This window comes from Acinetobacter sp. Root1280 (genome assembly GCF_001425285.1).
Taxonomy (GTDB): Bacteria; Pseudomonadota; Gammaproteobacteria; order Pseudomonadales; family Moraxellaceae; genus Acinetobacter; species Acinetobacter guillouiae.
In genome coordinates this window covers 91,828-106,646 of record NZ_LMED01000029.1, presented here as the reverse complement: position 1 = coordinate 106,646, position 14,819 = coordinate 91,828, and the positions used below count along the sequence as shown (strand labels likewise).

At 39.3% G+C, this 14,819-nt stretch carries 12 protein-coding genes and 1 tRNA gene; 7 read left to right on the top strand and 6 right to left on the bottom strand.

The features are described 5' to 3' along the window. Window positions 1–204: 204 nt before the first annotated feature. From ASC84_RS20800 to ASC84_RS20790, 3 genes are all read left to right on the top strand, one after another. Window positions 205–714: a hypothetical protein gene (locus ASC84_RS20800; protein ID WP_056518112.1), complete on the top strand. Its 510-nt coding sequence runs from the start codon at window positions 205–207 to the stop codon at window positions 712–714. A 386-nt stretch (window positions 715–1,100) separates the two neighbouring features. Continuing rightward, window positions 1,101–2,726 carry an NAD+ synthase gene (locus ASC84_RS20795; RefSeq protein WP_056518110.1) on the top strand — a complete coding sequence of 542 codons (1,626 nt, stop codon included), beginning with the start codon at window positions 1,101–1,103 and terminating at the stop codon, window positions 2,724–2,726. Between the two features lie 5 nt (window positions 2,727–2,731). Further along, window positions 2,732–3,775 (top strand): hypothetical protein, encoded by a 1,044-nt coding sequence (locus ASC84_RS20790; protein ID WP_056518108.1) that lies wholly within the window; start codon window positions 2,732–2,734, stop codon window positions 3,773–3,775. A 128-nt stretch (window positions 3,776–3,903) separates the two neighbouring features. Here ASC84_RS20790 and ASC84_RS20785 read toward each other — a convergent pair. The 5 genes from ASC84_RS20785 to rlmE all read right to left on the bottom strand — a co-directional run bounded on the left by ASC84_RS20785 (window position 3,904) and on the right by rlmE (window position 8,379). Then, a tRNA-Met gene (locus ASC84_RS20785) sits at window positions 3,904–3,980 on the bottom strand. Between the two features lie 219 nt (window positions 3,981–4,199). Further along, window positions 4,200–4,514: a DUF5713 family protein gene (locus ASC84_RS20780; RefSeq protein ID WP_056518106.1), complete on the bottom strand. Its 315-nt coding sequence runs from the start codon at window positions 4,512–4,514 to the stop codon at window positions 4,200–4,202. A gap of 159 nt (window positions 4,515–4,673) precedes the next feature. Then, a complete protein-coding gene (gene folP, locus ASC84_RS20775) occupies window positions 4,674–5,528 on the bottom strand; it encodes a dihydropteroate synthase (protein ID WP_004717318.1) in 855 nt (284 codons plus the stop codon). 131 nt (window positions 5,529–5,659) lie between these two features. Further along, entirely contained in the window at window positions 5,660–7,549 is a 1,890-nt protein-coding gene (gene ftsH / locus ASC84_RS20770) for an ATP-dependent zinc metalloprotease FtsH (RefSeq protein WP_004823226.1), read from the bottom strand. Between the two features lie 179 nt (window positions 7,550–7,728). Beyond that, a complete protein-coding gene (rlmE, locus tag ASC84_RS20765; RefSeq protein WP_004717323.1) occupies window positions 7,729–8,379 on the bottom strand; it encodes a 23S rRNA (uridine(2552)-2'-O)-methyltransferase RlmE in 651 nt (216 codons plus the stop codon). Window positions 8,380–8,577: 198 nt separating this feature from the next. Here rlmE and yhbY point away from each other — a divergent pair, with 198 nt between their 5' ends. Beyond that, entirely contained in the window at window positions 8,578–8,901 is a 324-nt protein-coding gene (gene yhbY / locus ASC84_RS20760; protein ID WP_004717326.1) for a ribosome assembly RNA-binding protein YhbY, read from the top strand. 11 nt (window positions 8,902–8,912) lie between these two features. Further along, the gene (locus ASC84_RS20755; protein WP_004717328.1) at window positions 8,913–9,452 is read left to right on the top strand and encodes a DOMON-like domain-containing protein; all 540 of its coding nucleotides are present in this window, start codon (window positions 8,913–8,915) and stop codon (window positions 9,450–9,452) included. A 113-nt stretch (window positions 9,453–9,565) separates the two neighbouring features. On the opposite strand, the gene ASC84_RS20750 is transcribed toward ASC84_RS20755, so the two are convergent. After that, complete coding sequence (locus ASC84_RS20750) at window positions 9,566–10,030, bottom strand: hypothetical protein (RefSeq protein ID WP_004717330.1); 465 nt, start codon at window positions 10,028–10,030, stop codon at window positions 9,566–9,568. A gap of 319 nt (window positions 10,031–10,349) precedes the next feature. Here ASC84_RS20750 and carA point away from each other — a divergent pair, with 319 nt between their 5' ends. Further along, on the top strand, window positions 10,350–11,489 hold the full coding sequence (carA, locus tag ASC84_RS20745; protein ID WP_004823230.1) for a glutamine-hydrolyzing carbamoyl-phosphate synthase small subunit: 1,140 nt from the start codon (window positions 10,350–10,352) through the stop codon (window positions 11,487–11,489). Between the two features lie 14 nt (window positions 11,490–11,503). Beyond that, entirely contained in the window at window positions 11,504–14,737 is a 3,234-nt protein-coding gene (gene carB / locus ASC84_RS20740) for a carbamoyl-phosphate synthase large subunit (protein ID WP_004717334.1), read from the top strand. The last annotated feature ends 82 nt before the right edge of the window (window positions 14,738–14,819 follow it).

Genomic DNA, 14,819 nt, shown 5'->3' with positions numbered 1-14,819 from the left:
TGATTTAAATCTTAGGTATGCCAACCCTTAACCACGGATGCTCTACATTACTGAAATCAGGCAACAAGAAAAGGTTCATGTCAGCACATATAACAATAGAGAGCTTTTTTATCGTGGTGTATCTGGGCCACAGTTAATCTTTGGGTCACACTGAATCAGTGCTAAACTTCATGATGTACTTTTTACACAGCACAAAATAAAACAATGTTCAATTTCATTTGGCGCTTTGTACAGCTTCTTCAATTGGATCAATTCAAGTATCGTAAATTGACGGAGGGTGAAATTCGTATTAGCCAAAGTGTATTTGGAGATTTAATTGACTACAGCCAAGTCAAGGTGATGAATCATCCTTATTTACCGTGGCAGCCTGTTGGTATTTTGATGGCGCCCAATGGTTATATTCACTTAAAAGATGCAGACTATTGTGAAGACTTTTCCTGTATGAGCTTGGGTTATCAAGCTGTTTTTATTCATGAAATGGCCCATATTTATCAATATCAGCGTCATGAAAATGTATTACTGAAGGGGGCGATTTTACAGTCCGCACTTTACCTGAGTTTTGGTAAATATAACCCTTATCGCTACACCCTCATTCAAGGAAAAGCTTATTTCGATTACAATATTGAGCAACAAGGCGATATTGCCAAAGATATTTATTTAAATCGAATTGAAAATATTATTCTGGATAAAAATGCAGTCAATCATTCTATTTAAGTCCCTTGTTTTGATGCTAATTTAAACAATTTAAGTGATGTATTTCACAAAAATAAATTAAAGCTAATCCTTTCCAATATAAAATTCAAAAAATAATGAAAAATCACTAGTTTCTATAAAAAAAATACACTAAATTCATGAGGTCATTGATGGTGTATTGAATAAACTTGATGAATTACTAGCTTCTGACGTTTTTTTAGTTAAAATACTCAATGTCTGAAATTTTTGCCTTGCAAGAAAATAAAGATTTTGATGATTTTTTAATGATTTTATAGTTTCGCCCTTTGGCAATTTCTGTGATATCTATACACATATGTTGAATAACTACATTTTAAAAATCAACAACTTGTGTATAAATTACCCTATTGGAATAGGATTTGGTTTAAATGAAAAGTTTTAAAATTGCTCTCGCGCAATTCTCTCCATTCATTGGTGATATTGAGTCGAACGTTCAAAAAATGATTGAACAAGCCAATGATGCAAAAAAACAGAATGCTGAAATTGTTGTTTTCCCTGAACTTTCTATAATCGGTTACCCTGCCGAAGATTTGCTTTTACGCCCAAGCCTAGCAAAGCGTACTGCACAAGCTTTCGAGAAACTGTCTACTGTTAAAGACATCGTGATGGTATTTGGTTTTGCCAATCTTACAGACGATGGTCAACGCTACAATGCTGCTGCAGTGATGAAAGATGGACAAGTTTTAGGGGTCTACAACAAACAAAATCTTCCTAATTACAGCGTTTTTGATGAAAAGCGTTATTTTAATGAGGGACATCAACATCTTGTATTTGAGTACTTAGGTCATAAGTTCGGGGTCCTGATTTGCGAAGATGTATGGTCTTTAAATACAGTTCAACAGCTTGCTCAACTCAATGTGGAAAGTGTTTTGGTCTTGAATGCTTCACCTTATGAAGTCGGCAAACCGCAACATCGTATCGAAACATTAAAAGAGTTGGCAAAACAGCTCCATCTCAATGTGGTTTATATCAACCAAGTGGGCGGTCAAGATGATCTCATTTTTGATGGGACCAGTTTTGTTATTAACCATTCAGGTGAAGTTGCGTTACAAGCACCAAGCTTTAAAGAAGATCTCTACTTTGCTGACTACCAAATAGAAAACAAAACCTATCAAGTGGTTGAAGCTGCACCAGCATTAAACACTATGGCTGAGATCTATCAAGCTTTGGTTTTAGCAACACGCGACTATGTACAACGCTCTGGTTTCCCTGGTGTGATTTTAGGACTATCGGGCGGTATCGACTCAGCTTTAACCTTGGCAATTGCAGTTGATGCGATTGGCGCAGATAAAGTTCAAGCCGTGATGATGCCTTATACCTACACATCACAAATTAGTGTGGAAGATGCAACTGAACAAGCAAAACGTATGGGTGTTACTTTTGGTTTTGCTGAAATTCATCCTATCGTAAATAGCTTTATGCAAACCTTATTCCCATTCTTTGGTAACTCACCTGCGGATACAACCGAAGAAAACCTTCAAGCGCGTGCACGTGGTACATTGCTTATGGGCTTGTCCAATAAGTTTGGTAACCTTGTGCTAGCAACAGGCAATAAGTCTGAGCTTTCTGTCGGTTATTGCACACTGTATGGCGATATGGTAGGTGGTTTTGCTGTACTCAAAGATGTTTATAAAACTATTGTTTTTGAATTGGCTAAGTACCGTAACAGTATTTCTGAAACGCCTGTGATTCCTGAACGGGTTATTTCTCGTCCACCATCAGCAGAACTTCGTCCTGATCAAAAAGACCAAGACTCTTTACCTGCTTATGATGTACTTGATGCCATTCTATATGCATATATTGAGGAAGAACAAAGCCAAGAAGACATCATTGCCAAAGGTTTTGAACGTGCAATCGTGGAAAAAGTCATTCAGCTTGTCGACCGCAATGAATACAAACGTCGTCAAGGTTCAATTGGACCACGTATTAGCTCACGCGCATTTAGCCGTGAACGCCGTTATCCGATTGTAAATGGCTGGAAAGCAGGTGTATAAGCCTCGTGAATGTGAATAATTCACCTCCACCTTCGAGCTTTGCTCAGGAACTTGCTCAAGCATTATTGCTTGAGCAAGTTCGCTTTATTAAAAAACAACTCTTAGATCAAAAAAATCCGCAATTTATTCAAAATTTTATTTCCCAAACCTATCAAAATGCAGACAAAATCCTTTTAAAAAATGTGATTCAACTTGAGCAACTCCAGTCTGTAGTGCAAAAATATGCTTTTGAATTGAATTTAGGCGCAGATATTCTTGAATTTATCGGTGTCGTCGCTCAAAAAATTCATCAATATGCCATTCATAGTCAAACCATTTTCAATGATCTACTCTCAGATGAATCTTTTGAACTGTGGATGTTTAAAATCTTAGAATTAGAACAATTAAGAGACTATATTCAAGAAAACTTACAGCACAACCCGCAGATTCAACAGGTTAGCCTACAGCTTGCCAATCAGATTTTAGAAAGCAACACCCCTTGGCTCAACCAGCTACGTCAATACACAGTGAAACATAACCGTATTGGCGCTAAAGTCATCAGCTTTATTCAAGATCAACAACACAATATTGAGCTTAAATTAGAACAACAACTCGCAACTGCTATCCGTAGCCAACTCAGCAATATCATTCTACTGCCTAATGAAGACCTGGCAGATATCGCTACACATGTTTGGAATGAAGTTAAGCAACGCTCATTAAAAGAGGCTTTCTCTCAAGTTCAATCCATTGATTTTGAGGAATTCTTTATTCTTGTTTATGAAACTTGGAAAGAATTACGTCAAACAGAATATATGCAACAGGTCATTTTAAATGTTGTCGAAGCATTTCATGAATACTTTGGCGAATATAGCTTACAAGAATTACTACACTCTGTTGGCTTAGATCAAAACGATTTATTTATCGAAGCAGATCGCTTTATTCCACATACACTAGGTGCTTTGGATCAACATGGCTTATTGGATGAGATCATTCAATCCTTGATTGCGCCATTCTACCTTGACACGCAAACACAAAGATTTATAGAAAATTATTTAGCAGAAAAAGCTTAATCAAATATTCAACTGGATTTTTTCAGTGTTCTAAATATTCATACATGATGATAATTTTTATCTGTATCTACTAATCTTTTGATGATGCACAAAAAAAGAGACCATGCAGTGAGCATGGTCTATAAAAATGGTGGCTATGACGGGACTTGAACCTGTGACCCCCGCATTATGAGTGCGGTGCTCTAACCAACTGAGCTACATAGCCATAAACTGTGTGCGCATTATCTAAAGTTATCTACCCTACGTCAAGCATTGAAACACACCAATGATCATACTTTAAGCAATTGATATTTAAATGTTTAAAATTAATACATATTTATGTTTTTATCGAAAAAATCAGCTTAATAAGTATCGTAAATAAGTAAGGAATTAAGCTCTCTCCCCTATTTATCTCTAAAAATCGATAGCAAAAAAAGAGAGTGGCTTACCACTCTCTATTTGCAACAAGCTCTTCCATTTCAATATCAAGATACCCTTGGTCTTGTACCACCATCATCATTGCTTCAGCAATATAATCTGCTGCAGTACCATCCAAAGAAGAATCAAGATCCTCAAACTGTGGCTTCATTTCATTAATTTCAGTCACAGTCAGTTTTGCCATAGAATAAATTTCTGCATCACTGAAGCTGGTTTTTACCACTTTTTTAGCAAAATTTTCAATAAGTTGCTTAACCTCAGCAACTAGAATATCTGGATAATATTCATCATCGAACATTGGGAGAAGTAGATCGTTAAACATTGCAACCTAAAATAAAACAGCAATTCACGCGCTTATATAACACAAACCATACAATTCACCAAATTGATCAGGCAATTTAACTGATTAATTTTTCAGATGTAGATGATCTAAATTTAAAAAAAAGATCAAACAATATTAGAGGCTATTGATCATTCATCATTAAATTGCAGAGCGCATGGCTTGCCATACTTTAATTGCATCCGACATTGCTTTTACATCATGTGCACGCACCATACACGCGCCTTGTTGAATACTGAGCAAGTGTGCAGCAACACTACCTACAGCACGATGATTGGCATCTGCACCATCTAAAGCTTCACCAATGAAGCGCTTACGTGATAAGGCTGATAAAATTGGATAACCCATGTTGTTCAGTTGATAAAACTCATTGAGAAGCTTTAAATTTTGTTGCGCATTTTTAGCAAAACCAAAACCAGGATCTATCATGATATTTTTAGGGTGAATTCCTGCCTGTAGTGCATCATCTACGCGTTGCTGTAATTCAGCAATTACCTCTTGAGTAACATCTTCATACTGGTCAAGATGATTCATTGTGGTTGGCTCGCCTCGCATATGCATAATAATCACAGGGATATTGAGCTCTGCAGCAGTCTCTAAGGCATGTGGACGAGTTAAGGCACGGACATCATTCCAAATATGTGCACCAGCCTTAACCGCCTCACGAATGACTCCGGGCTGTGAGGTATCTATTGAAATAATGACATCCAATTTGGCTAATTCAGCAACCACAGGAACAACACGACGTATTTCTTCGGCAATCTCGACTACAGATGCACCCGGGCGTGTAGATTCACCGCCAACATCAATCACTGTCGCACCATCAGCAATCATTTGCTTGGCATAAGCAACAGCTTGATCTTTTTGATCATGCTTCCCACCATCGCTAAATGAATCAGGAGTGACATTCAAGATACCCATGACATGTGCTTGTGATAAATCCAGACTTAAACGCCCACATTGCAAAATTTGCTTGGGTAGTGGCATCAGTTGCATGTCAATTCTCCGTATTCAATTCAGGCTAGTTTAACAATTCAAATCAATAGCACAGTGATTTTTTTTCATCTGTGAATTTTTTCGTATAAAAAAAGAGCCTCGATTGAGGCTCTTGTTTATTCACTGACTGATCAGGTTGCTGGTAATGGTGGTGGTGTTGATGGACCATCTGTAGGTGTTACATCAAGCACTGGATTTTCAGCCACATAAACCTTAGGTGGCTGAGGATCACGACCTTCCATGATGTCACGGATTTGATCACGATCAATCGTTTCCCATTCCATCAAGGCTTTTACCATTGCATGTGCAATATCTTTGTTATTTTCAAGGATATCACGCGCAACACGATACTGTTCATCCAAGATACGACGTACTTCTTGGTCAACCTGTTGTTGTGTTGCTTCAGAAATCGTACGGCTACCGACATTTCCGAAGAAACCATTCTGGTTTTCATCTTCATAGACCATCACGCCCATTTTGTCTGACATACCATACTTGGTCACCATCGCACGTGCCATTTTGGTTGCACGCTCAAAGTCGTTAGACGCACCCGTTGACATTTGATCAATGAAAACTTCTTCAGCAATACGACCACCGAATAAGATTGAAAGTTCATTCAACATCTTAGACTTGTAATGGCTAGTTTGATCATGTTCTGGCAACTGCCAAGTTACACCCAAAGCCCAACCACGTGGCATAATTGTTACTTTATGCACAGGGTCAGTCCCTGGAAGAATTTCTGCAACAATGGCATGACCTGCTTCATGATAAGCAGTCGCGCGACGTTCTTCTTCACGGATCACCATCGACTTACGTTCAGGGCCCATGTAGATCTTATCTTTTGCATCTTCAAAGTCATGCATATCGACGGTGTTCTTGTTACGACGAGCAGCAAACAATGCAGCTTCATTTACAAGATTCGCCAATTGCGCACCAGAGAAACCAGGTGTACCACGTGCCAATACTTTAAGATCAACACCTGTTACCGAAGGAAGTTTCTTCAAATGCACGGCCAAGATCTGTTCACGACCTTTAATATCTGGCAGACCCACCATCACTTGTCGGTCGAAACGCCCCGGACGAAGTAATGCTTTATCCAGTACATCCGCACGGTTTGTTGCAGCAATGACGATAATCCCTTCATTACCTTCGAAACCATCCATTTCAACAAGCATTTGGTTGAGTGTTTGTTCACGTTCATCATGACCACCACCTGTACCTGAACCACGATGACGACCGACTGCATCAATCTCATCAATAAAGATGATACATGGTGCATGGCGTTTCGCCTGTTCGAACATGTCACGCACACGAGATGCACCAACACCAACGAACATTTCAACGAAGTCAGAACCTGAAATACTAAAGAATGGAACTTTGGCTTCACCAGCAATCGCTTTCGCAAGTAAAGTTTTACCTGTACCTGGAGGACCAACCATCAATACGCCTTTAGGAATTGTTGCCCCTAAGCGTTTGAATTTTGCAGGGTCTTTCAAGAAATCAACGATTTCCACAACTTCTTGTTTTGCTTCATCACAACCAGCAACATCGGTAAAGGTCACTTTGATTTGGTCTTCTGAAAGCATTTTTGCTTTAGATTTACCAAAACTCATTGGACCATTTTTACCGCCTGCACCACCACCCATGTTACGCATAAAGAACATGAACAATAAAATAATTAAAAGCACAGGAAAGCTTGCGATGAGAAGTTGCATCAATAAACCTTGACGTTGAGGTGCAGTACCTTCAACAACAACGTTATTTTTGATGAGTGTAGGCATCAATTCAGGATCTTGAACTGCTGGGCGAATACTTTCAAAGTTCGAACCGTTCTTTTTTTCGCCGCTTATTCTTTCACCATCAATTGTGACTTTACTAATTTGACCAGCATTCACCGCTGTGACGAATTCTGAATAATTCATCGCAGAAGGCTTACTGCGGTCACTGAGATTGCTGAAGATTAAGATCAGCACACCCAGTATGACCAGCCACAATACGGCATTTTTGAAGTAATCGCTCAAAGCTTTATTCCCATATATAACTATTTTGATCAGGCTCAATCTTGCTTGATCGTAACAAAAAGCGAGTAATGAATTTCGCAATAAAGGTTAAAAAGGTACAAAATGCACAATTTTTAACAACTTGGCAAGCATTTGTTGGCAATTCATTACGAAGAATGAACATACCTCAAAAACACCAGCTATTGCGAAACTTTTTTACGGCCCTGTCCAATTAAAAAAACTTCTTTTGAACGTGCACGTGAAGCAGCTGGTTTTGCTGTTTTTAACACATCAAAACTATCCACGACTTGCTTTCGGAACTCATCAAAACCAGTTCCTTGGAAAACTTTAACTAAAAACTGCCCTTTTGGTCCAAGAACCTTGTTGGCAAAATCTAACGCAAGTTCACACAAGTAAATCTGGCGAGGTTGATCTACAGCCCTATTACCTGATGTATTGGGGGCCATATCTGAAATTACAACGTCTACAGTGCGTCCATTTAAAATATTTAACAATTTTTCGAAAACTTCTTCTTCTCTAAAGTCACCTTGTAAGAAAGTAACATCAGGTAAAGCATCCATTTCTAAAATATCTGAAGCAATCACTAAACCTTTATCACCAACCAGTTTACCTGCGATTTGCGACCAACTTCCTGGCGCAGCACCCAAGTCAACCACGGTCATCCCTGGTTTAATCATTTTGTGTTTTTCTTGAATTTCAAGAAGTTTATATGCAGCACGAGCGCGGTAACCTTCTTTTTGTGCTTTTTTCACAAAAGGGTCATCTAAATGCTCTCTCATCCACGCACGACTACTTTTGGATAACTTCTGGTTGGTAATGCGTGTAGCCATAACTCTCTTGATCTAAACCGATAACTAACTTCTGATTGTACGTGAAAAAAATTCTCATTGCAGTATTCATATTGATTTAAATCGACAGATATTGATATGTTTTTTTGAATAAGCTTCATCGATTATTTCTACAGAATTTACAGCGTAGTGATATGGCTTTTGTTATACTAAGTCGTTTCTAAAATTAGGTTATCTTTTATGGCGGCTCTATCTATCCAAGAACGTAAACGTTTACGTCAAATCGGACATGCGTTAAACCCTGTTGTAATGCTTGGCGATAAAGGCTTGACTGAAAGTGTCGTTGAAGAATTAAACCGTGCTTTAAATGATCACGAGTTAATTAAAGTCAAGGTTACAGGTGAAGACCGCGAAGCACGTGCTGCAACGATTACTGAAATTGCCAATGTCACTGGTGCGGAAGTTGTTCAAACAATTGGTAAAATTGCATTGCTTTATAAAAAAGCTGCGAAACAAAATCCAAAATTGTCTAATTTAGTTCGCCACGCTCATCTTTCAAATTAAGATTTATTTTCATGGCAAGTTTCGAACTGAATGCATTTGATCGTCGTTTTCAAAGTATCTCCCTAGTTGGTGCGATTGAACAAATTAGCCCATATACACTCAATGTCGGTTATTGGTTAAGAGATCCCAATCAATTCATAATTTATCCTGAACTGGTTACAGCAAATCCACGTCAGGATTTCCTTTGGGAAAATACCTGTTTTGAGATTTTTATTGGTGTGCAAGGTGAAGATTATTATCGTGAAATTAATCTATCCCCTTCTCAAGCTTGGCAAGCTTACCAATTTGAAGAATATCGTTATCCTGAAAATATGCCGCCAGTCGCTGCTTATGACATTGAATTAAATCAGTTAAAGCGTACGCATTATGGATTAAATGTCAGCATAGATCTTAGCGAGTTCATGCTTGCCAATAAATTAAAATGGTCAGACTTATTTTTAGGTTTAAGCGCTGTTTTAAATACCACGCAAGGTCAACATTTCTTTGCCATGCAACACAGTGGCCAACAGGCCGACTTTCACAATAAACGTGATTGGTTACATACATTTTAAAATACGCTTATGTAAACTGTGATTGAAAATAAAAAAGTGAGGCAACTAGCCTCACTTTTTTATTGCCATTTTTCTTAAAAATGGCTTTCCTCAAAACATAAGCTTTACATATCTTATTGTTTTGTTGTTACTTTATTCCAAACTTCTAAAGTATGATCTTTTGAACGCTTTAAAGTTTCAGTTAACTGTACTTTATGTTTGCTCGAAATTTGTGAAACATCTTCACGAATTTCTTTACCAACTTCAGTTAACTCTTTCACTAAAATGCTTAATTCAGATTTTAAGAAATCAGCCAATTCAACCAAATCTTTTTGTGAAGTTGAAAATTGTGATTTGATCACATCAAGACGTTGCACCAAATCTTGTTTAAAGTTTTGTACTTGATCTTGAACTTGCTCAGTTAATTGCTCTGATTCTGCTTCAAGTTTAGTTTTAGTTTCGGTAACCGCTTCAGCAACTTTTTGCTGTGCTTCTTTACCTAACTTCTCTAAACTTTCTGTAGTTTCAGTTACAACTTCTTTCAAAGCCGCAGTCTCTTTTGTTACTTTATTTGTAACAGTTTCTTTAGATATAGTCATATTGATTCCCCCTGGAATGTGAGTCAATAAGATACATTGAAAGGATAAATTTTAGATTTTGATTTGTCTGACAATATTTAAATACTTACAATTTCAAACAATTCACTTTAAAAGCAGAATTAATGCTAAATAGCAAGGTATTTATCTTAGATTATCCCTCGAAATAAAATAGACTTTCGAGAGGCTCATGCGTATAATGCGCTGTTAAGTTACAAGCGAGCAGACAAGAGGAGGGTAGGATTTAGTAAGCCTTCCTTTTTTTTCGTCTACTCGCTTTTTTACAGCCCTATTTTTGTGGTTTTAGTTCAGGAGCTATGGTTTGAGCACCCCCGCCATTTTAGCCCTTGCTGACGGTACTGTTTTTAAAGGTACATCGATCGGCGCTACGGGAAGTACGACTGGTGAAGTCGTTTTTAACACTGCCATGACTGGTTATCAAGAAATTTTGACCGACCCTAGTTATGCACAGCAACTTGTAACTTTAACTTATCCTCATATCGGTAATACTGGTTGTAATGAAGAAGACGCTGAATCAGGTCGAATTCATAAAGTTTGGGCGAATGGTTTAATCATTCGTGACCTACCGTTATTACACAGCAATTTCCGAGCTACTCAGTCTCTTGGCGAATATTTACAACAACATAATGTCGTTGCCATTGCAGATATCGATACTCGTAAATTGACACGTATTTTACGTGACAAAGGCGCACAAAACGGATGCATTCTTGCCGGCGATAATATTACTGAAGAAGAAGCTATTGCAAAAGCACGTGCCTTTGGTGGTCTAGATGGTTTAGACCTTGCGAAAGAATGTTGTGACCCAGAAGGTTTTGAATGGACCGAAGGCTCATGGACATTGGGCCAAGGCTTTTCTCAACCAGAAGCAAAATTTCATGTTGTTGCATACGATTACGGTGTCAAAACCAACATCTTACGTATGCTTGCAGACCGCGGATGTAAATTAACTGTTGTTCCTGCACAAACACCTGCTGAAAAAGTATTGGCGTTAAACCCAGATGGCGTATTTTTGTCAAATGGACCTGGCGATCCAGCAGCATGTGATTATGCAATTGCAGCAGTAAAAACCATTGTTGAAACCACAAACCTACCTGTTTTCGGTATTTGTTTGGGTCATCAAATTCTAGCTTTAGCTTCTGGCGCTAGAACTGTGAAAATGCCACATGGTCACCACGGTGCAAACCATCCTGTACAGAACCTTGAAAATGGTACAGTGATGATTACTTCTCAAAACCATGGCTTCGCAGTAGATGCAGAAACTTTACCTGCAAACCTCAAAGCTACGCATAAATCTTTGTTCGATCAAACCTTACAAGGTATTCATCGTACAGATAAACCTGCGTTTAGCTTCCAAGGTCACCCTGAAGCAAGCCCTGGTCCACATGACTGTGCCCCATTGTTCGATCATTTCATCGAACTTATTGAAGCATCTAAGAAGTAATTAAGGAAGCGATCATGGCTAAACGTACAGACATTAAAAGCATCTTAATTATTGGTGCGGGTCCGATTGTCATCGGGCAAGCATGTGAGTTCGATTACTCAGGTGCGCAAGCATGTAAAGCCCTTCGTGAAGAAGGCTACCGTGTTATTTTGGTGAACTCTAACCCAGCCACCATTATGACTGACCCGACTATGGCAGATGCAACGTATATCGAACCGATTACGTGGCAAACTGTTGCACAAATCATTGAGAAAGAACGCCCAGATGCGGTTCTTCCAACAATGGGTGGTCAAACGGCATTAAACTGTGCATTGGCACTTGATGCCAACGGTATTTTAGAAAAATACAATGTTGAATTGATTGGTGCGACCAAAGAAGCCATCGAAAAAGCGGAAGATCGCAAACTTTTCGATATCGCAATGCGCAAAATTGGTTTGGAATGCCCACGTGCTGATGTTGCAGAAAGCATGGAACATGCGCTTGAAATTCAAGCCCGTTTCGGCTTCCCTGTGATTATCCGCCCATCATTTACGATGGGTGGTTCAGGTGGTGGTATCGCCTATAACAAAGAAGAATTCATTGAAATCTGTGAACGCGGTTTTGATCTTTCTCCAACCAAACAATTATTGATTGATGAATCATTAATTGGCTGGAAAGAATATGAAATGGAAGTTGTTCGTGATAAAAACGACAACTGTATCATTGTATGTACCATTGAAAACTTCGATCCAATGGGTGTGCATACAGGTGACTCCATTACTGTTGCACCTGCACAAACTCTGACAGATAAAGAGTTCCAATTACTGCGTAATGCTTCTTTAGCAGTGCTACGTGAAATTGGTGTAGAGACAGGCGGATCAAACGTTCAGTTCGGTATCAACCCGAAAGATGGCCGTATGGTTGTGATCGAGATGAACCCTCGTGTATCTCGTTCTTCTGCGCTTGCGTCTAAAGCAACAGGTTTCCCTATTGCCAAAATTGCAGCAAAACTTGCAGTGGGTTATACCCTTGATGAATTGAAAAATGACATCACTGGCGGTACAACGCCTGCGTCATTTGAACCTGCAATCGACTATGTTGTAACCAAGATTCCTCGTTTTAACTTCGAGAAATTCCCACAAGCTGATGCAACACTCACTACACAGATGAAATCTGTGGGTGAAGTCATGGCAATTGGTCGTAACTTCCAAGAATCTGTACAAAAGGCACTTCGTGGTCTTGAAGTCGGTGCTTGTGGTTTCGATGAGAAAATTGCGGTGGGTACTGAAGGCGCGAAAGATAAAATCTTGGTAGAGCTTAAAGTGCCAGGTCCTGAGCGTATTTGGTATGTTGCTGACGCATTCCGTCATGGCTTCACATTAGATGAAGTATTTGCTGCAACCAATATCGATCGTTGGTTCTTGATTCAAATCCAAGACATCATTCAGTCTGAAGAGCAAATCAAAACTTTAGGTTTTGGTGATTTGAACGCTGACAATATCCGTGCATTTAAACGTAAAGGTTTATCTGATTTACGTATTGCAGACTTGATGGGCATTTCGCAAAAGCAATTCCGTAAGCACCGTTGGAACTTGGGTGTATACCCTGTTTACAAACGTGTAGATACCTGTGCAGCTGAGTTCGAGTCAGATACTGCTTACATGTACTCAACTTATGATGACGAATGTGAAGCGAATCCATCTAACCGTGACAAGATCATGGTAATCGGTGGTGGTCCTAACCGTATTGGTCAAGGGATTGAGTTCGATTATTGCTGCGTTCACGCTGCCCTTGCAATGCGTGAAGATGGTTATGAAACCATTATGGTCAACTGTAACCCTGAAACGGTTTCAACTGACTATGACACATCTGATCGTTTGTACTTCGAGCCGATCACTTTAGAAGATGTTTTAGAAATCGTACGTACAGAAAAACCAAAAGGTATTATCGTACAGTACGGCGGTCAAACACCTTTGAAATTGGCTCGTGCTTTAGAAGAAGCAGGTGCACCAATTATCGGTACGTCTCCAGATGCGATTGACCGTGCAGAAGATCGTGAACGTTTCCAACAGATGATTCAACGTTTGAATCTTCGTCAACCAAGCAACAGCATTGTTAAATCTGCTGAAGAAGGTATGGCTGAAGCATCTAAAGTGGGTTATCCGTTGGTTGTACGTCCATCTTATGTCCTTGGTGGTCGTGCGATGGAAATCGTATACAACGACGACGAACTTAAACGTTACTTGCGTGATGCTGTACAAGCGTCTAACGAAGCACCTGTACTGCTTGACCATTTCCTTGATGATGCAACAGAAGTCGATGTTGACTGTGTGTCTGACGGCAAAGATGTGGTGATCGGCGGTATTATGCAGCATATTGAACAAGCAGGTATTCACTCTGGTGACTCAGCATGTTCGATTCCACCTTACTCTCTTTCTCAAGAGATTCAGGATGAAATGCGTCGTCAAACCGTTGCTATGGCGAAAGAGCTTGGTGTGATTGGCTTGATGAACGTACAGTTTGCTGTTAAAGGTAATGACGTTTATATTCTTGAAGTGAATCCACGTGCGTCTCGTACAGTACCGTTCGTTTCTAAATGTATCGGCGAATCATTAGCAAAAGTTGCAGCACGTTGTATGGCGGGTCAATCTTTAGAATCTCAAGGATTCACAAAAGAAATTATCCCAACGCATTTTGCTGTGAAAGAAGCAGTATTCCCGTTCAACAAATTCCCAGGTGTAGACCCGATCCTTGGACCAGAAATGAAATCTACTGGTGAAGTGATGGGTGTTGGTACAACTTTTGGTGAAGCTTTCTATAAAGCTGTGTTAGGCTCTAATGATCGCTTACCGGGTAAACCAACTGAAGGTGAAGTGAAGCACGTATTTATTTCAGTACGTCATTCAGATAAACCTCGTGCCGCGGGTATTGCGAAACAATTGGTTGATTTAGGCTTCAAAATTATCGCAACTGGCGGTACTTATGATGTCATTAAAGAAGCTGGTATTGAATGTGAACGTGTGAATAAAGTAACAGAAGGTCGCCCAAATATTGTCGACCGCTTGAAAAATGGCGAGATTCACCTCATTATCAATACTACAGAAGGTAAACAAGCTCAGCAGGATTCATTCTCAATCCGTCGCTCTGCGCTTCAAGGTAAAGTGTATTACACAACAACCTTGAATGGTGCTGATGCTGTATGCCAAGCTTTAGCAATTAAATTGCCAATGGATGTATATCGCTTGCAAGATTTGCAAACACTAGGTTAATTCGTTTCCGATAAGTCCCGCCATCTTATCGGTGGCGGGCTTTTTTCATTTTATAAACCTGTATTTTTAAAATACTGAACTG